Raw genomic sequence first — 17,169 nt, 5'->3', positions numbered from 1 at the left:
GGGCGTTTGCGCACTGCTACCCGCACAGCGTTATGGCGCGGCAGATTTTCCGCGCCGTCGCGCCGTCGCCGGTGCGCGGGCCGGCGACGGTGCAGTGACGCGTTCGTCCAACGCCTGCAGGCTGTCCCAGACCCGCATCGCGCAGTCCACTACCCGGTGCAGCCGTTGGCGCGAAGCCCCGGTGCGGGCCTGGATCGACAGGCCCTGCAGCACCGTTTCGAAATACGCGGCAAGGGCGCCGACGTCCGTGTCGGCTGGTAGTTCGCCGGCCTCGACGCCCTGTTTCAGGCGCTGGCGCACCGACTCTCCCACCGTGCGCAGCTTGCTCGACAGCATGGTCTTCATCTCGCTGTCCTCGTCCGGGCAGGAGGCGGCCACCGATACCACCAGGCAGCCGCGCGGCGTCGTCGGGTCGCAGTAGGCGTCAACGTTGTCGCGCAGCATCGCCTCGACCGCGGCGCGCGCGGTGGGGCGGGCCAGCGCGGGCGTGGTGAAGTTCATGGTGCGCTGGTACAGCGCCGTGGCCTCGCGGAACAGCTGGGCCTTGTCGCCGAAGGCGGCATAGAGGCTGGGGCGGTTGATGCCCATGGCGGCGGTCAGCTCGCTCAGCGACGCCTGTTCGTAGCCGCGCTCCCAGAACACGCGCATCGCCGCCTGCAGGGCGGTGTCGCGGTCGAAAGCGCGGGGTCTTCCTCGTTGGCTCATGGATGGAACGGTGAATTCTGTACTGGCCAGATAGTAAATCCCTTGACCGTCGACGACAACGTGCCAATAATTCGCTTTAAATTTGTACCGACGAGTACAAATTGTAGATGAAACACGCGATGCCGCTTCGGCCGCCCCAGGGACGGCCGAAGCGGCGGACCCGGATACACCGTTGAACCACACGTTGAAGGAGCATGACATGGCATCACTGCAAGGAAAATCGGCCCTGATCACGGGCGGCAGCCGGGGCATCGGCGCGGCGATCGCGCGCCGGCTGGCGAAGGAAGGGGCGGACGTCGCGCTGACCTACGCCAGCGCCGAACAACAAGCCGAGGAAGTGGCAGCGCAAGTGCGGGCGCATGGACGCCAGGCGCTGGCGATTCGCGCCGACAACGCCGATCCCAAGGCCGTGGCCGACGCGGTGGCGCGCGCGGCGGAGCAATTCGGCAAGATCGATATCCTGGTGAACAACGCCGGCATCTTCCGCGTCGGCCACCCGACCGAACTGACCGTCGACGATTTCGACATCACGATGGCCGTCAATGTGCGCGCGGCCTTTGTCGCGGCCAAGGCGGTGGCGTCGGTGATGCCCGATGGCGGCCGCATCATCTCGATCGGCAGCAATCTGGCGGTACGCGTGCCGGGGCAGGGCATGTCGCTGTACAGCGCCAGCAAGGCGGCGCTGGTCGGCATGACGCAGGGCCTGGCGCGCGACTTCGGTCCGCGCGGCATCACGGTCAATGTCGTGCATCCCGGTTCGACCGCCACCGACATGAATCCGCCGGACGGCCCGCACGCCGAATGGCAGCGCTCGCTGATGGCCGGGCCGCAGCGTTTTGCTTCGCCGGACGATGTCGCGGCCGTGGTCGCCTTGCTGGCTTCGCCTGAGGCGCAGGCGGTAACCGGCGCCGCATGGACCATCGATAACGGTACCAACGCCTGATCGATCGGTTAAACGCTGGATCGCTGGATCGCTCGAACGCCCGAACGCCCGAACAGTCGGGCGATCGAGCCCGGGAAGGTGGGCACGGCAACATCCGCGTCCACGCTTCCCGCTTGACATCCGAATTTCCACGGCGGTATAAAGGCGCCGTGGGTAGAAGCGGTCGATTGAACAAGCAGCGGCGCAATGCCGCGATCGTTCAACTGGAGATTGCTCACTGACGGAGTACCGTCGGTGGCGCATTCTTCCAACGCTCCCCTCGACAGTGCTCCCGAACGCAACGCGCGCCCGGCCAGTCCCGCAACGACAGGCCCGGTCCCGCATGCCTTCAACCTGCAGCATTGCGAGGAGACACCCGCATGATCATCGACACCAGTTGCTATCCGACCAACCTGGTCGATCTGGCATGGCGGCACGATGGCGAGCCCTTCACCGGCGAGCGCCTGATCCAGATGATGGATGGCCCATTCCTGATCAATGGCAAGCCGCGCCGCATCGATCGCGCCTTTATCCAGCCGCCGCAAGGCAACACCATCTACACCTGGACCGACGGCAGCAAGTCGGGCAGCGAATCGATCGACGCCTATATGGCCTACACGGTCGAGATGGTGCGCAAATATCCCGACCGCTTCATCGGCTGCTTCGTCTACAACCCGCGCTGCGGCGTCGAGAACGGTGTCAATGCCATCGATCACTACGTGCGCAAGCTGGGCTTCAAGATGGTCCAGTTCCAGGCCAACATGCACGCCTATCGGCCCGACCGCGCGCTGGACTGGCTGCGTCCGGCGCTGCAGAAATGCGCCGAACTCGGCGTGCTGGTCAAGCTGCATACCGGTGACGGCCCCTACAGCATTCCGACCGAATGGGTGCCGATGATCAAGGAATTTCCGACGGTCAATTTCATCATGGCCCACTTCGGCGTGCAGACCGGCGGCGTCTATTGCTTCGAGCCGTTCCAGATGGCGATGGACATGCCGAACGTCTATTGCGAATCGGGCTGGTGCCTGCAATCGCGCATCGTCGAATTCGCCAAGGTGCTGCCCAAACACAAGATCCTGTTCGGCTCCGATACGCCGCCGAACGAGCCGGGCATGTGGCTGCGTTTGCTCGAGGTGCTGTGTTTCGAGCCGCCGCAGGGGCTCAATCTGGACGAAGACACGCTCGAGGACTACCTCGGCAACAACGTCGCGCGGATGATCGGGCTCGAACCGACGCCGGTGCCGCGCACGATCGAAGAGGCCCGCGCCAGGCTCGCCGCCTGATGTCCGCCCCGATCGTTTTCGTTCCCAGATAACGCAGCCCCGCACGGAGCCATTGCAATGATCATCGACACCCATCTGCATCCCACCAACCTGGTCGACGAGGCCTGGCGCCATACCGGCGAACCGTTTACCGGCGAGCGCCTGCTCAAGATGATGGACGGTCCCTACATCATCAACGGGAAGCCGCGCCGCATCGACATGGGTTTTATCCAGCCGCCGCCGGGCAATACGGGCTATCGCGACGGCAATCGCCGCGGCCGCGAAGGCGTGCGCGACTACATGGCCTATGTGGCCGAGCTGTGCCGGAAATATCCCGATCGCTTTATCGGCAATTTCACGTTCAATCCGCGCTGGGGCCCGGAAGAGGGTGCGCTGGAGCTCGAATACCACGTCAAGGAGTACGGCTTCAAGATGATGAAGCTGCATGCCAACATGCACGGCTATCGTCCCGACCGTGCCCTCGATTGGCTGCGGCCCGCATTGAAGATGTGTGCCAAGTACAACGTCGTGGTGCTGATCCATACCGGCGACGGGCCGTACACGATTCCGACGATGTTCTATCCGATCATCCGCGAATTTCCGATGGTCAATTTCATCATCGGCCATTTCGGCATTCAGACCGGCGGCAATTATTCGTTCGAGGCGTTCTGGATGGCGATGGACACGCCGAACGTCTATTGCGAGTCGGGCTGGTGCTTCCAGTCGCGCATCGTCGAATTCGCCCGCCAATTGCCGCGCAACAAGATCGTGTTCGGCACCGACACGCCGCCGAACGAGCCCGGCATGTGGCTGCGCGAACTGGAGATGCTGTGCGGCCCCGCGCCGCAGGGCATGGATCTGGACGAGGACGGGCTGGAGGACTACATGGGCAACAACATCGCCCGCCTGATCGGTCTGGAGACCACGCCGCCGCCGCGCACGATGGAGGAGGCGCAGGCCCGGCTGACCGACACCTACGCCGGCCTTCGCTGAACGGGCCGCGCCATGCGGCCGGGCCGGGCAGCGCCTGCGTGCGCCGCCCGGCCGGCGTGACAAGGAGAGATCGATGACATCGCGGCTCAATCCGGGAATCGATTCCGGGCCCAATTCGGGGCCCAATTCGGGGCGCTATTCGGGGCGCTATTCGGGGCGCTATTCGTCCTCGCAGGACTTTCGCGACTTTCTCGCGGCCTATCGCGACGCGCATCCCGACGATGTGCTGGTGGTCCGCGACGAGATCGGCGCGGATCAGGATGCGACCGCCGTGGTCTGGCAGCTGGCCGCTCAGGGACGCCATCCGATGCTGGTGTTCGAGCGCGTGCAGGGACTGGAGGCGCCGCTGGTGACCAATGTGTTCGCTTCGCGCGAGCGCGTCGGCCGGCTGCTCGGTGTCGGCGCCGACGGCATCCATGCCGAATACCAGGCGCGCAGCCGGCGTCTCGTGCCGCCGCGCGAGGTGGACAGCGGGCCGGTGCTGGACGTTGTGCAGACCGACGGCATCGACCTGCGCACGATCCCGGCCATCCGGCATTTCGCCACCGACCGCGGACCCTATATCACCAACGCGATCCTGATCGCGCAGGACCCCGAGACCGGCATCGGCAACGCCAGCTATCACCGCTCGATGGTGCATTCGCCGAACGGCATCGCCACCAGCCTGCATTCGCGCGGGCACCTTTGGCGCATGCAGCAGCAGGCCGCCGCCAGCGGCAAGCCGTTGCCGGTGGCGATGGTGATCGGCGCGCATCCGCTGTTCATGCTGGCCGGTGCGGCGCGCCTGCCGTACGGCGTCGATGAGCGCCACGTCGCGGGCGGCCTGTTCGGCGCGCCGCTGGAGGTCGTGCGCACGCCGCGCCATGGCATCGCGGTGCCCGCCAGCGCCGAGATCGTGCTGGAAGGCGTGATCGATCCCGAGGCGCGCGTCGACGAGGGGCCGTTCGGCGAATTCACCGGCTATTCGTCGGATCGTTCTACCAACAACCTGCTGCGCGTCGAGACGATCCTGCGCCGGCGCGACGCGATGCTGATCGACGTGGTCGGCGGCAATTCGGCCGAGCATCTGAATCTCGGGCGGATTCCGCGCGAGTCCGAGATGGTCGAGAAGCTGAAGGAGCGTTTTCCCAGCGTCACCGCGGTGCACTACCCGAGCTCGGGCACGCATTTTCACGCCTATGTCGCGCTCAAGCCGATGCGCGCGGGGGAGGCGCGCCAGGTCATGCTGGGGTTGCTCGGCTGGGATCCGTACCTGAAGACGGTGATCGCCGTCGACGAGGATGTCGATATCACGCGCGACGAGGAGGTGCTGTGGGCCGTCGCCACGCATCTGCAGCCGCATCTGGACGTGGTCGTCGTCGACGGCCTGCCGGGCAGCGCCCTCGATCCTTCCGCGTCTGGAGCGGGCACCACCTCGCGCATGGGGCTGGATGCGACGCGCGGCCCGCAGTTCGACGGCATCCGCGCGCGCATCGGCGACGATGCGATGGCGCGTGCGGCCCGTCTGCTGGCCGGCGCCGGAGCGGGGCCGCGATGAGCCGGCGCCTCGTCGTCGCCATCACCGGTGCCAGCGGCGCGATCTACGGCGTGCGTCTGCTGCAGTGGCTGGCGCAGCAGCCGGACTGGCGCACCGATCTGGTCGTGACGCCCTCGGGCTGGCTGACGATCCAGCACGAGCTCGGTCTGCGCCGCGCCGAGGTCGAGGCGCTGGCCGACGTCGCGCACAACGTCCGCGATATCGGCGCCACCATCGCCAGCGGCTCCTACCGCTGCGCCGGCATGGTGGTGGCGCCGTGCTCGATGCGCACGCTGGCGGCAATCGCGCATGGCCTCGCCGACAACCTGGTCACGCGCGCCGCCGACGTGATGCTGAAGGAAAGGCGCCGGCTGGTGCTGCTGCCGCGCGAGACGCCGCTGCATCTGGGGCATCTGCGCAATCTGACCGCGGTGACCGAGATGGGCGCGATCGTGCTGCCGCCGGTGCCGGCGTTCTACCACCGGCCCGGCACCATCGACGATCTGGTCAACCATACCGTCGGGCGCACGCTCGACCTGTTCGATATCGACCATGCCGGTCTGGTTGCGCGTTGGCAGGGGATGCGTCCCGCGCCCGCCGATGCGATGCCGACGGCCATGGCGGAGGAGGAGACACGATGAATGCCCTTACGTCCCTGACGTCCCTGAGGTCCCTGACGTCCCTGACATCCCTTGCACCCGAAGCGGTGCGCCCGGCCACCGTCGAGCAAGCCGCCGCACATCCTGCCGAGCGCGCTGCCGTGCCGGTTCCGGTGACAATCCTGACCGGCTTTCTCGGCGCGGGGAAGACCACGCTGCTGAACCACATCCTGACCGAACGCCATGGCCATCGCATTGCGGTGATCGAGAACGAGTTCGGCGAGGTTGATGTCGATTCGGATCTGGTGCTCAGTTCCGACGAGGAGATCTACCAGATGACCAACGGCTGCATCTGCTGCGTGGTCGACGTGCGCACCGATCTGGTCCGCATCCTGCAGAAGCTGCTGGCGCAGCCCGAACGCTTCGACCACATCATCGTCGAGACCAGCGGCCTGGCCGACCCGACGCCGGTCGCGGCGACCTTCTTCATGGACCACGAGGTCGCGCGCGAGGTGGCGCTCGACGGCGTGGTGACGCTGGTCGATGCGCTGCATATCGAAAGCCATCTCGACGACCCGCGTCTGCGCGGCTTCGACAATCAGGCGGTCGATCAGATCGTCGCGGCGGACCGCATCGTGATCAACAAGACCGACCTGGCCGAGCCGGCGGCGGTCGATGCGCTGGAGGCGCGCCTGCGGCGGCTCAACGAGGGCGCGCAGATCCTGCGCTCGAACTATGCGCGCGTGGATCTGCGGCAGATCCTCGGCATCGGCGGGTTTACACCGGGGCTGGCGGTGCTGGACGACAGCGAGAAGGAGCACGGCCACGGTCCCGATCACGGTCACGGTCACGATCATGACGGGGACCATGTCTGCGACGAGCACTGCGGCCATGACCACGAGCACGAGCACGAGCACGCGCACGCGCACCGGCACGATCCCTCGGTCACCTCGGTCTCGCTGGTGTTCGACCGGCCGTTCGACGGAGACCGTCTGGCCAGCGCGGTGCGCGCGCTACTGGCGGCGCAGGGCGACGATCTGTTCCGCATCAAGGGCATCGTCGCGGTTGCCGGCAGCGAGCGCCGCCATATCCTGCAGGCCGTGCACCGGCAGCTCGATCTGCATGCGGGCGAGCCGTGGATGGACGCGCCGCGCGACAGCAAGCTGGTCTTTATCGGCCGCAACCTGGACCGCGCCCGCCTGCAGACGATGCTGGGAATCTGCCTGGCACGCTGACGCGATGGCGTAGCGGACCGGCGCCGTGGCGGCCGGGGAAAAGCGCCGGCCGTCGCGGTGCGGTTCGATCGGTGTCTGCCGCTATGCTTCGCGCCGCAGCGCCCGGCGCAAGGTCTCGGACGGCAGCTCGCCGAATTCGCGCCGGTATTCGCGCGAGAACATGCTCAGATGCGAGAAGCCGTGCCGCAGCGCGATTGCGGTCACGGCGCCGGGCTGCCGCGGTGCCCGCAGCAGGCCGTCGCGCGCGCCCTGCAGGCGCAGCAGCCGCAGATATTCCATCGGCGTGGCGTTCTTGCTGCGCCGGAAGCCGACCTGCAGCGAGCGTTCCGACACGCCACAGTGGTCGGCGAGTTCGCGCATCGTGATCGGGCGATCGAGATTGCGGCGCAGATACTGGATCGCGCGCCGGACATAGGCAGGCAGCGTCGGCTGAAAGCGCCGCGGCAGCGTGGCGCCGTCGCCGGAGAACTGGTCGAACAGCAGCGTCGACACCACCATATGCTCGATGCTGGCGTCGATGGTCGGATTGGCGGCGCCGGCCCGGCGCGTGCGCATCTCCGCGCGCAGATAGCCCACCAGCGCGTGCCAGCGCTCGGCCAGCCCATTGAGCCCATCATCGCTCGCCAGCCGCGGCGTGAAGGCGATCGGCGCAGGCGGTTCGAAGCCGAAATGCTCGCGAAACGCGTGCTCGATCGCGCGCCGGCGCAGCACTACGCAGAAGCGTTCGCAATCCCCGTCGAGCAGCAGCCGCGTGCGCAGCGTCGGCGAGGCGACCAGCGTGCTGCCGTGCGGGAAATGCTGCGACTCGCCGTCGGTCAGCGCTTCGCAATGGCCGGCCAGCGTGGTCTGAATCACGTATTCGTCCTTGCCGGGCTGCGGCTCGATTTCCATCGCCGTGCTGTAGCGGACTTCGATCAGCGACAACTGCCCGATATGGCATTGCTCTACCTCGACATGCAGCGGCGCCTCGGCGTCGAGCGGCCGCAATCGCGTGGGTCCGAACAAGCGCGCGCACAGCGCCTCCACATGCGGCAATTCGCTGGCACGGTATCGATGGACGGCGCCGAGGGCGGGCGTGGAAACGTCGGAAGGCGGCTGCATGGAAGCGCGGATCGGGGATGCGATGGCAGGCACCTGGAGCGGCGGTGCGCGCTATCGTAAGGGCCGTCATTGCCGGCGGCAAAGCCGGGACAAACCCGCAGCGCCGCGGCATCGCCTCGCCATCGCGGACCTTGGCACGACCGGACGCACGACCGACGCACGACCGTCGCACGACCGTCGCACGACGGTCGCTCGGCGCGCCTCACATCGCTGCGCTTTGCGCCTATCGCCTTCGCAATTGCGCTATGACCGCGCACGTGCGGCCGCTACTGTGGCTGCAGGCGCCGCTTCGAGCGCCCTTCAGCCACCACCAAGGAGACGACGATGGCTTCGCCCCTACACCCGGTCGACGCGGTGCTGCCGCCGCGCGCCATGCTCACGCTGGGCTTCCAGCACATGCTGGTCAGCTATCTGGGCGCGATCACGGTGCCGATGATCGTCGCCGCCGCGCTCAAGATGACGCCGGCACAGACCACGCTGTTGATCAGCACCGCGCTGTTCACCTCGGGCATCGCCACGCTGCTGCAGACGGTCGGCATCTGGAAGTTCGGCGTGCGGCTGCCGATCATGCAGGGCGTCGCCTTCAGCTCGGTCGGGCCCGTGATCGCGATCGGCACCGATCCGTCGCTGGGCTTCCAGGGCGTCTGCGGGGCCATCATCGGCGCGGGCGTGATCACGCTGCTGCTGGCGCCGGTGATCGGGCGGCTGCGGCAGTTCTTCCCGCCGGTGGTGACCGGGTGCATCGTCACCGCGATCGGCCTGTCGCTGTTCCCGGTCGCCTATCAATGGCTGGGCGGCGGGCGCGGTGCGCCGCAGTTCGGGGCGCCGGTGTTCTTCGCGGTGGCGATCGGCGTGGTCGCGCTGATTCTGGCGATCAATCGCTACGGCAGCGAGTTCCTGCGCAACCTGTCGGTGCTGATCGGCTTGCTGGCGGGCGCAGCGGTCGCGACCGCGCTTGGCATGGGCGACTTCACCGAGGTCAAGCGGGCTCCCTGGTTCACGATGGTGCAGCCGTTCGCCTTCGGCCTGCCGGTGTTCGATATCGGCGCGATCGTCACGATGACGATCGTGATGCTGGTGCAGATGGTCGAGTCGATGGGGCTGTTCATCGCGATCGGCGATCTGGTCAAGCGCCCCGTCAGCGAACGCGAGGCGACCAACGGCCTGCGCGCCAACGGCCTGGCCAGCGCGATCGGCGGCATGTTCGCGGCCTTTCCGTATATCGCCTTCATGGAGAACGTGGGGCTGGTGATCGTGACCGGCGTGCGCAGCCGCTGGGTGGTGGCGACCTGCGGCGTGATGCTGTGCGCCGTCGCGCTGGTACCGAAGATCGGCGCGCTGTTTGCATCGATCCCGGCCGCCGCGCTGGGCGGCGCCGCGCTGGTGATGTTCGGCGTGGTCGGCGCGGCGGGCATCAAGACGCTGGGCCAGGTCGACTACGAACACAACCGCTCGAATCTGACCATCGTCGCCATCACGCTGGCCTGCGCGCTGATGCCGGTGATCATGCCGTCGGTGCTGGAGAAGCTGCCCGAAGCGCTGCAGCCGTTCGTGCACAGCAGCGTGATCATCGCCTGCGTGGTGTCCGTCTTCCTGAACCTGCTGCTCAACGGCGTGCCGCGCCGCGATGCACCGCTGGCCCATGCCGGCGAACATGCCCCGGAGATCTGATCTTGACTGAAGTCCAATGCCTGAACGAAAAACAGCGCGAGACCCTGCGCGAGAACCTGCTGATCCGCGGCGCCGCTGCGGTGATGACGGGCCTGGCCGGCCCGGCGGCGCGCGCCGGCGCGGCCGATATCCGCATCCGCGACGGCCGCATCGCCGAGATCGGGCCCGCACTGGCGCCGCTGCCCGACGAGCGGGTCATCGACGTCCCGGGCTGCGTGGTGTATCCGGGCTGGATCAACACGCATCACCATCTGTTCCAGAACCTGCTCAAGGCCGTGCCCGCCGGCATCAACGCCGATCTGCAGGCCTGGCTGGCGGCGGTGCCGTATCCGCGCCTGGCGGCGTTCACGCCCGAGGTGCTGCGGGCCGCGGTGCGGCTCGGCATGGCCGAGCTGCTGCTGTCGGGCACCACGACCTGCGCCGATCATCATTACCTGTACCACCACGGCCACGGCGCCGAGACCGGCGACCTGCTGTTCGAGGTGGCGCAAGAGATGGGGATGCGGCTGGTGCTGTGCCGCGGCGGCGCCATCCAGTCGGCGGCCGACCATCCCGGCATGTCGAAGACCGCGCTGGTGCCCGAGACGCTCGACGAGATGGTGGCCGATATCGAACGGCTGACGGCGCGTTATCACGATCCGGCCGGCGATGCGATGCGGCGCGTCGCGGTGGCGCCGACCACGCCGACGTTCTCGCTGCCGCCGGCCATGCTGCGCGAGTTGGGCGACGTGGGGAGGCGGCTTGGGCTGCGCCTGCACACGCATCTGTCGGAGACCGACAACTATGTGCGCTTTTGCCGGGAGAAATATCGCTGCACGCCGGTGGAGTTCGTCGGCGAGCATGGCTGGCTCGGTCCGGACGTCTGGTTCGCGCACCTGGTGACCTTGTCGCCCGACGAGATCCGCATGCTGGCGGCCACCGATACCGGCATGGCGCATTGTCCGGTCAGCAACGCGCGGCTGGGCAGCGGCGTGGCGCCGGTGCGCGCGCTGGCCGACGCCGGCGTGCGTATTTCGCTTGGCGTGGACGGCGTCGCCTCCAATGAATCGGGCAGCATGGTCAACGAGGCCAATTTCGCCTGGCTGGTGCATCGCGCGGTCGGCGGTGCCGCGCAGACCACGGTGGAAGAGGTGATCCATTGGGGCACGGCAGGAGGCGCCGCCGTGTTGGGCCTGCCGCGGATCGGCACGCTGGCGCCCGGGCAGTCGGCCGACCTGGCAATCTACGACGTCAGCGGCCTGCGGTTTCACGGCTTTCACGACGTGGCGGCGGCGCCGGTGGCGGCGGGCGAACCGACGCCGGTGCGCCATGTGTTCGTGCAGGGCCGCCATGCGGTGCGCGACGGAGCGATCGTCGGGCTGGATCTGGAGGGACTGCGCCGCGAGGCAGGCGATGCGATGCGGGCCCTGCAACGGCTGGCCGCGTGAGCCAGGCACGGACGCGGAGGCCGGAAGCCGGTCGGCACGCGGCTCAGTCTGGTAAATCCGGTGCGCGCGAACTGTAGTCTTTACCGGAATGCCGCACGCTTGGCGGGGCGTCAACGCGGTGTCGCGTCAGCGGTCCAGGCGTGCCGCGCCGGACGCCGGCACGTTGCTGACGACTTCGATCGCCGGCACGGCGGCCCGCTCGTCGTCCGGTGTCAGCGGATGACGGCAGCACTGCCGCAGCGCTTCCGCCAGGCGCCGCCGCGCGGGCGGGCACAGCATGCGACCGACCACCAGCGTCTCGTTGCCGTAGCGCAGCACGATGCCGGGCGTAGGGCCGTCGACCTCGAAGCGCACCAGCGAAGCGACCAGATTCCGGCGCATGGTCGCTTCGCAAACGGTGATCTCGACACACAGCACGTCGTGCGCGAGCGACAGACGTTCGTGATCGGTCGCGTGGCGGCAGTATCGCAGCAGCAGCGCGGCCAGCAGCGCCACCTCGACGAAGGCGAACAGCAGTACCGGCCAGTGACCCATGACCGTGAAGGCGAGCCCGATCGCCACGATCACGATGCTGGCGGCGGCGAAGCCGAACACCGTTTGCGCCGGTGTCAGCGAGCAGTTCTTCTTGATCAGCCAGACTCGCATGCGCGTTCTCCAAGGGGCGTTCGCCAATGCGTTGCTGCGGGCCCCGGCGCAAGGCGCGTGCCAATGCCGCAGAGGCGGGGTGCGAGTGGGCGCGCCGACCAATGGCATATCGATTGCTTGCTTGCCGGTTCCTGCCATCGCCAGCCCGTGTCGAGGGAGCCGACCATGAACAGCACGCAAGACGCCGCCACTGTCTCGCCCGGCGGCATCGCTGCCGACCATCCCGCTGCCGAGCCTTCCGCTGCCGACCACGACGCGCATCCGCATCATCCGGCGGGATGGCGGCGCTGGGTGTTCGCCACCAACCACAAGGACATCGGCACGCTGTATCTGTGGTTCAGCTTCACGATGCTGCTGGCCGGCGGCATCCTGGCCCTTGGCATCCGGCTCGAGCTGTTCATGCCGGGCCTGCAGTTCTTCCGGCCCGAGCTGTTCAACCAGATGGTGACGCTGCACGGACTGATCATGGTGTTCGGCGCGATCATGCCGGCCTTCGTCGGGCTGGCGAACTGGATGATTCCACTGATGATCGGCGCGTCCGACATGGCCTTCGCGCGGATGAACAACTTCAGCTTCTGGCTGCTGCCGCCAGCCGGGCTGCTGCTGGCGGGGTCCTTCTTCGTCGAGGGCGGCGCCACCGCGGCCGGCTGGACGCTGTACGCGCCGCTGTCGGTGCAGATGGGCGCGGGCATGGACATGGCGATCTTTGCGCTGCATCTGATGGGCGCCTCGTCGATCATGGGCGCCATCAATATCATCGTCACCATCCTCAATATGCGCGCGCCGGGCATGCAGATGATGAAGATGCCGATGTTCTGCTGGACCTGGCTGATCACGGCCTTCCTGCTGATCGAGGTGATGCCGGTGCTGGCGGGCGCGATCACGATGGTGCTGACCGACCGGCATTTCGGCACCACCTTCTTCAATGCCGCGGGCGGCGGCGACCCGGTGCTGTACCAGCACATCTTCTGGTTCTTCGGGCACCCCGAGGTCTACATCATGATCCTGCCCGCGTTCGGCATCGTCTCGCAGGTGGTGCCCGCCTTCTCGCGCAAGCCGCTGTTCGGCTATGCGTCGATGGTCTATGCGACCGGCGCGATCGCAGTGCTGTCGTCGATCGTCTGGGCGCACCACATGTTCAGCACCGGGATGCCGGTGGTCGGGCAGCTGTTCTTCATGTACGCGACCATGCTGATCTCGGTGCCGACCGCGGTGAAGATCTTCAACTGGATCGGCACGATGTGGCAGGGCAGCCTGACCTTCGAGACGCCGATGCTATGGGCGATCGGCTTCATCTTCGTGTTCACGATCGGCGGCTTCACCGGCTTGATGCTGGCGGTCACGCCGATCGACATCCAGGTCCACGATACCTACTACGTGGTCGCGCATTTCCACTATGTGCTGGTGGCTGGGTCGCTGTTCGCGCTGTTTGCCGGGGTCTACTACTGGCTGCCGAAATGGACCGGCTTCATGTACGACGAGCGGCTGGGCAAGTGGCACTTCTGGACGTCGATGATCTCGTTCAACGTCGCCTTCTTCCCGATGCACTTCCTGGGCCTGGCCGGCATGCCGCGGCGCTACGCCGACTACGCGCCGCAGTTCACCGACTTCCATTTCATCTCGTCGGTCGGCGCGTTCGGCTTCGGGCTGTCGCAGCTGCTGTTCCTCTATATCGTGCTGAAGGCGATCCGAGGCGGGGAGCCCGCGGCCGCGCGGCCCTGGGAGGGGGCGCAGGGCCTGGAGTGGTCGGTGCCATCGCCGGCGCCATTCCATACCTTCGAGGTGCCGCCGACGCTGCGGTAGCGGCGGGGCGGCGCCGGGCGGCCGATGCTTACGCCGAGCGCGTGGGGTCCGCCCGGCAAATGGGACGGCCCTGCGCCAGCGGGCCGCGCCGATGGCGCGGGTTTCCGCCGGCGCAGGGCCGGTTTGCGCTGCTGAAGGTCAACGGCCGCTGGAGCCGCCCGTGCCACCGGTGCCGCCCGTGCCACCGGTGCCGCCGCCCGAGCCGCCACTGGTGCCGCCCGAGCCGCTCATGCCGCCCGACGACGTGCCGCCGGTTCCGGTGCCGCCGGTTCCGGTGCCACCCGATCCCGACGTGCCAGAGCCCATCGAACCGGATGGGCTGCCCGTGCCGGTGCCGGAACCGCTGGTGCCGGAGCCACTGGTACCACTTGTGCCCGAGCCACCGGTACCGCTGCCGCTCGTGCTGCTGTCGCTGCCCGAACGCGAGCGCTTGCTGCTTGCGCCGCTCTTCTTCTTGTCCGACTTGCTGTCGCTATCGGTCGCACTCGTGCCGGTGCCGCCACTGCCGCTGCCGGTCGCACTTGTGCCGGTGCCCGCGCTGCCGCCGCCGCTGCTGCTGCCACTACCGCTGCCGCTGCCACTTCCGCCACCGCTGCCGCCACTTTGGGCGAGCGCGCCGCCGGCGGCCAGCGCCAGGCAGGCGGCGACTGCCGCTGCCAATGTCGTTGCTTTCATGTGTCTCTCCAGGAAGTGTGATGCCGGGCCAGGCCCGGCTTGGTCTTGTCTTTGCGCGTAGACGAACAATGCGACGCAATTTGCATGCCGTAGGGGCATGCATCACATCCACGGGGGCGGGCACGAACCGGTTTGCATCATTGGAAGCATTGGCGGGGAGGCGGTGCAGATTCGGCACCTGGCGGCCGGGTCGCGCAGTGCCGCCACGCTGGGTCGCAGGGCCTCTCGATGCGACTCGCCGCGACTCGCCGCGACCTGGCGCCACTCACCGCGACTTAGTGCGATATCGCGCCCGCGATACCGCCACCCCGATGGACCACGCCGTCAGCGCGATCGAGGCGGCCGCTCCAGGCCGTCAATGCCAGCGCGACGAGCACCACCACGGCACCGATCCACGGCGTATGCATCAACCCCAGGTGGGTCACGATCAGGCCACCGGCCCAGGCCGCGCCGGCGATGCCCAGATTGAACGCGGCGATATTGAGGCCCGAGGCGACATCGACCGCCTGCGGCGTGAAGCGCTCGGCCTGCTTGACGACATAGACCTGCAGGCCCGGCACATTGCCGAAGGCGACCGCGCCCCAGGCCAGCACCGTCGCCACCACCAGCCAGCGGTGCGGCGCGGTGAAGTTCAGCACCAGAAGCACCGCGGCCAGCAGCACGAACATCGTCTTGAGCGCCGGGATCGGGCCGTGACGGTCGGCCAGGCGGCCGCCCCAGATATTGCCGACCGCGACCGACAGGCCGTACACGAGCATCACCAGGCTGACCGCGCCGGCGTCGAAGCCGGAGACGTCCTGCAGGATCGGCGCGAGAAAGGTGAAGGGGATGAAGGAGCCGCCATAGCCGATCGCGGTCTTGGCGTAGACCAGCAGCAACCGCGGTTCGGCCAGCACGCGGGCCTGCTGCATCAGCGAGGCGGGCGGCGTGTGCCGGATGCCGGACGGCACGAACAGCAAGCTGCCGACGAAGGCGACCACGCCCAGCGCGGAAACGGCCAGGAAAGTCTCGCGCCAGCCGAAGTGCTGGCCGATGAAGGTGCCCAGCGGCACGCCGGTGACCAGCGCGACGGTCAGCCCGGTGAACATGATGGCGATCGCGCTGGCGGCCTTTTCGCGCGGCACCAGTCCGGTGGCGATGGTCGAGCCGATCGAAAAGAACACGCCGTGGGCCAGGCCGGTCAGCACGCGGGCCAGCACCAGCGAGCCGTAGCCCGGCGCCTGCCAGGCCAGCAGATTACCGAGGGTGAACAGCGCCATCAGCGACAGCAGCAGGGTCTTGCGCGGCAGCCGGCCGGTCAGCGCGGTCAGCAGTGGCGCGCCCACGGCGACGCCGAGCGCGTACAGGCTGACCAGCAGGCCGGCCGAGGGCAGCGACACGTGCAGATCGGCCGCGACGGTGGGAATCAGGCCGACGATGACGAACTCCGTCGTGCCGATGGCGAATGCGCTGATTGTCAGCGCCAACAAGGCGAGGGGCATGATGGCCTCCAGATATCGAATGGCACGCATTGTGGCCCTCGCTGGCTTGCCGATTAATCCGTTAATATGCAGAAAATATTTGCTTGCCAGTCAACAATCGCGACACGCCGGCGGGGCCGATCAGCGCCGGCGCCGCCGCCGCTTGCGCAGGAAACCGCGCCATGAAGATGACCCTGGAAGAACTGCTCGCCTTTGTCACCGTTGTGGACAGCGGCTCGATCACGGCGGCGGCCGACCAGCTTGGGCAGACCGTTTCCGGCGTCAGCCGGGCGCTGGCGCGGCTCGAGGACAAGCTGGCTACTGCGCTGCTGCGGCGGACCACGCGCCGGCTGGAGCTGACCGAGGAGGGCGCCGCGCTGCTCGCGCATGCCCGCGCCATCCTAGGCGCGGTGGACCAGGCCGAGGAGCAGATCGCGCTGCGGCGGCAGAAGCCGGCCGGCAAGCTGCGCATCAACGCCGCTTCGCCGTTCATGCTGCATGTGGTGGTACCGCTGGTCGAGGACTTTCGCCGCGCCTATCCCGAGATCGAGTTGGAGCTGCACAGCAGCGACCAGATCATCGATCTGCTCGAGCACCGCACCGATGTCGCGATCCGCATCGGCGCGCTGCGCGATTCGACGCTGCATGCCCGGCCGCTGTGCCACAGCCGGCTGCGCGTGCTGGCGAGCCCGGTCTACCTGAAGGCGCACGGGCGGCCGCGCTCGGTCCGAGAGCTGGCCCGCCACAGCCTGCTCGGCTTCACGCAGCCCGACAGCCTGAACCGCTGGCCCCTGCGCGACGAGGCCGGCAACGAGTTCGAAATCACCCCCGCGGTGTCCGCTTCCAGCGGCGAGACGCTGCGCCAGCTGGCGCTTGCAGGGCAGGGCGTGGTGTGCCTGGCCGATTTCATGACGGCGCAGGACCGGGCTCGCGGCGACCTGGTGCAGCTGTTTCCGCGCGAGACGCTCGATGTGCGCCAGCCCATCCATGCGGTCTACTATCTGAATACCCAGCTGTCGGCGCGGATTGCCTGCTTTCTGGACTTTCTGGCGGCGCGGATGCAGGGCGAAGCGCCGGACCGGCCCACGTCGGGCGGACCTGCGCGGCGTCTGCGGCATTGAGCTGTCTTTGGTATACTGTCGCGTTTCCCCGCGC

Annotated in this window: 15 protein-coding genes; 10 read left to right on the top strand and 5 right to left on the bottom strand. The window is 67.8% G+C overall.

Annotation, left to right across the window (positions count from 1 at the left end):
• Nucleotides 1-30: 30 nt before the first annotated feature.
• Nucleotides 31-705: a TetR/AcrR family transcriptional regulator gene (locus tag HTY53_RS14200; RefSeq protein WP_174107256.1), complete on the bottom strand. Its 675-nt coding sequence runs from the start codon at nucleotides 703-705 to the stop codon at nucleotides 31-33.
• A gap of 199 nt (nucleotides 706-904) precedes the next feature.
• Between HTY53_RS14200 and HTY53_RS14195 the strand changes: the two genes are divergently transcribed.
• The 6 genes from HTY53_RS14195 (at nucleotide 905) to HTY53_RS14170 (ending at nucleotide 7,232) form a co-directional block, all read left to right on the top strand.
• Nucleotides 905-1,648, top strand: a complete 744-nt coding sequence (locus tag HTY53_RS14195; protein WP_174107255.1) for an SDR family NAD(P)-dependent oxidoreductase — start codon at nucleotides 905-907, stop codon at nucleotides 1,646-1,648.
• 359 nt (nucleotides 1,649-2,007) lie between these two features.
• The gene (locus HTY53_RS14190; RefSeq protein WP_174107254.1) at nucleotides 2,008-2,910 is read left to right on the top strand and encodes an amidohydrolase family protein; all 903 of its coding nucleotides are present in this window, start codon (nucleotides 2,008-2,010) and stop codon (nucleotides 2,908-2,910) included.
• Between the two features lie 57 nt (nucleotides 2,911-2,967).
• Nucleotides 2,968-3,882, top strand: coding sequence for an amidohydrolase family protein (locus tag HTY53_RS14185; RefSeq protein WP_174107253.1), 915 nt, complete (start codon nucleotides 2,968-2,970; stop codon nucleotides 3,880-3,882).
• 73 nt (nucleotides 3,883-3,955) lie between these two features.
• Nucleotides 3,956-5,419, top strand: a complete 1,464-nt coding sequence (locus HTY53_RS14180) for a UbiD family decarboxylase (RefSeq protein WP_174107252.1) — start codon at nucleotides 3,956-3,958, stop codon at nucleotides 5,417-5,419.
• Nucleotides 5,416-6,039 (top strand): UbiX family flavin prenyltransferase, encoded by a 624-nt coding sequence (locus HTY53_RS14175; RefSeq protein WP_174107251.1) that lies wholly within the window; start codon nucleotides 5,416-5,418, stop codon nucleotides 6,037-6,039. Before HTY53_RS14180 ends, HTY53_RS14175 begins: the two co-directional genes overlap by 4 nt.
• Before the next feature lie 119 nt (nucleotides 6,040-6,158).
• Nucleotides 6,159-7,232: a CobW family GTP-binding protein gene (locus tag HTY53_RS14170; RefSeq protein WP_174107343.1), complete on the top strand. Its 1,074-nt coding sequence runs from the start codon at nucleotides 6,159-6,161 to the stop codon at nucleotides 7,230-7,232.
• Between the two features lie 81 nt (nucleotides 7,233-7,313).
• Here the strand turns inward: HTY53_RS14170 and HTY53_RS14165 are convergent, their stop codons facing one another.
• The gene (locus HTY53_RS14165) at nucleotides 7,314-8,333 is read right to left on the bottom strand and encodes an AraC family transcriptional regulator (protein ID WP_174107250.1); all 1,020 of its coding nucleotides are present in this window, start codon (nucleotides 8,331-8,333) and stop codon (nucleotides 7,314-7,316) included.
• Between the two features lie 324 nt (nucleotides 8,334-8,657).
• Here HTY53_RS14165 and HTY53_RS14160 point away from each other — a divergent pair, with 324 nt between their 5' ends.
• Nucleotides 8,658-10,004 (top strand): nucleobase:cation symporter-2 family protein, encoded by a 1,347-nt coding sequence (locus tag HTY53_RS14160; protein ID WP_174107249.1) that lies wholly within the window; start codon nucleotides 8,658-8,660, stop codon nucleotides 10,002-10,004.
• Nucleotides 10,005-10,006: 2 nt separating this feature from the next.
• Nucleotides 10,007-11,431, top strand: coding sequence for an amidohydrolase family protein (locus tag HTY53_RS14155; RefSeq protein WP_302480481.1), 1,425 nt, complete (start codon nucleotides 10,007-10,009; stop codon nucleotides 11,429-11,431).
• A gap of 126 nt (nucleotides 11,432-11,557) precedes the next feature.
• On the opposite strand, the gene HTY53_RS14150 is transcribed toward HTY53_RS14155, so the two are convergent.
• A complete protein-coding gene (locus HTY53_RS14150; protein WP_174107248.1) occupies nucleotides 11,558-12,076 on the bottom strand; it encodes a DUF2244 domain-containing protein in 519 nt (172 codons plus the stop codon).
• Nucleotides 12,077-12,241: 165 nt separating this feature from the next.
• Between HTY53_RS14150 and ctaD the strand changes: the two genes are divergently transcribed.
• Complete coding sequence (gene ctaD, locus HTY53_RS14145; protein WP_174107247.1) at nucleotides 12,242-13,879, top strand: cytochrome c oxidase subunit I; 1,638 nt, start codon at nucleotides 12,242-12,244, stop codon at nucleotides 13,877-13,879.
• 138 nt (nucleotides 13,880-14,017) lie between these two features.
• Here ctaD and HTY53_RS14140 read toward each other — a convergent pair whose 3' ends face one another.
• Nucleotides 14,018-14,554, bottom strand: a complete 537-nt coding sequence (locus HTY53_RS14140) for a hypothetical protein (RefSeq protein ID WP_174107246.1) — start codon at nucleotides 14,552-14,554, stop codon at nucleotides 14,018-14,020.
• Between the two features lie 275 nt (nucleotides 14,555-14,829).
• Entirely contained in the window at nucleotides 14,830-16,035 is a 1,206-nt protein-coding gene (locus HTY53_RS14135) for an MFS transporter (RefSeq protein ID WP_174107245.1), read from the bottom strand.
• Nucleotides 16,036-16,196: 161 nt separating this feature from the next.
• Between HTY53_RS14135 and HTY53_RS14130 the strand changes: the two genes are divergently transcribed.
• Nucleotides 16,197-17,135, top strand: coding sequence for a LysR family transcriptional regulator (locus HTY53_RS14130; RefSeq protein ID WP_174107244.1), 939 nt, complete (start codon nucleotides 16,197-16,199; stop codon nucleotides 17,133-17,135).
• The last annotated feature ends 34 nt before the right edge of the window (nucleotides 17,136-17,169 follow it).

The sequence above is a fragment of the Cupriavidus gilardii genome (assembly GCF_013314895.1).
GTDB lineage: Bacteria > Pseudomonadota > Gammaproteobacteria > Burkholderiales > Burkholderiaceae > Cupriavidus > Cupriavidus gilardii_C.
The sequence above is the reverse complement of the archived record's forward strand: the minus strand, read 5'-3'. Positions and strand labels throughout refer to the sequence as shown.

Excerpts from the sequence above, each read along its gene's own strand:
- HTY53_RS14200 (WP_174107256.1), bottom strand. The coding sequence starts at position 705 with ATGAGCCAACGAGGAAGACCCCGCGCTTTCGACCGCGACACCGCCCTG.
- HTY53_RS14195 (WP_174107255.1), top strand. The coding sequence starts at position 905 with ATGGCATCACTGCAAGGAAAATCGGCCCTGATCACGGGCGGCAGCCGG.
- HTY53_RS14190 (WP_174107254.1), top strand. The coding sequence starts at position 2,008 with ATGATCATCGACACCAGTTGCTATCCGACCAACCTGGTCGATCTGGCA.
- HTY53_RS14185 (WP_174107253.1), top strand. The coding sequence starts at position 2,968 with ATGATCATCGACACCCATCTGCATCCCACCAACCTGGTCGACGAGGCC.
- HTY53_RS14180 (WP_174107252.1), top strand. The coding sequence starts at position 3,956 with ATGACATCGCGGCTCAATCCGGGAATCGATTCCGGGCCCAATTCGGGG.
- HTY53_RS14175 (WP_174107251.1), top strand. The coding sequence starts at position 5,416 with ATGAGCCGGCGCCTCGTCGTCGCCATCACCGGTGCCAGCGGCGCGATC.
- HTY53_RS14165 (WP_174107250.1), bottom strand. The coding sequence starts at position 8,333 with ATGCAGCCGCCTTCCGACGTTTCCACGCCCGCCCTCGGCGCCGTCCAT.
- HTY53_RS14160 (WP_174107249.1), top strand. The coding sequence starts at position 8,658 with ATGGCTTCGCCCCTACACCCGGTCGACGCGGTGCTGCCGCCGCGCGCC.
- HTY53_RS14150 (WP_174107248.1), bottom strand. The coding sequence starts at position 12,076 with ATGCGAGTCTGGCTGATCAAGAAGAACTGCTCGCTGACACCGGCGCAA.
- ctaD (WP_174107247.1), top strand. The coding sequence starts at position 12,242 with ATGAACAGCACGCAAGACGCCGCCACTGTCTCGCCCGGCGGCATCGCT.
- HTY53_RS14140 (WP_174107246.1), bottom strand. The coding sequence starts at position 14,554 with ATGAAAGCAACGACATTGGCAGCGGCAGTCGCCGCCTGCCTGGCGCTG.
- HTY53_RS14135 (WP_174107245.1), bottom strand. The coding sequence starts at position 16,035 with ATGCCCCTCGCCTTGTTGGCGCTGACAATCAGCGCATTCGCCATCGGC.
- HTY53_RS14130 (WP_174107244.1), top strand. The coding sequence starts at position 16,197 with ATGAAGATGACCCTGGAAGAACTGCTCGCCTTTGTCACCGTTGTGGAC.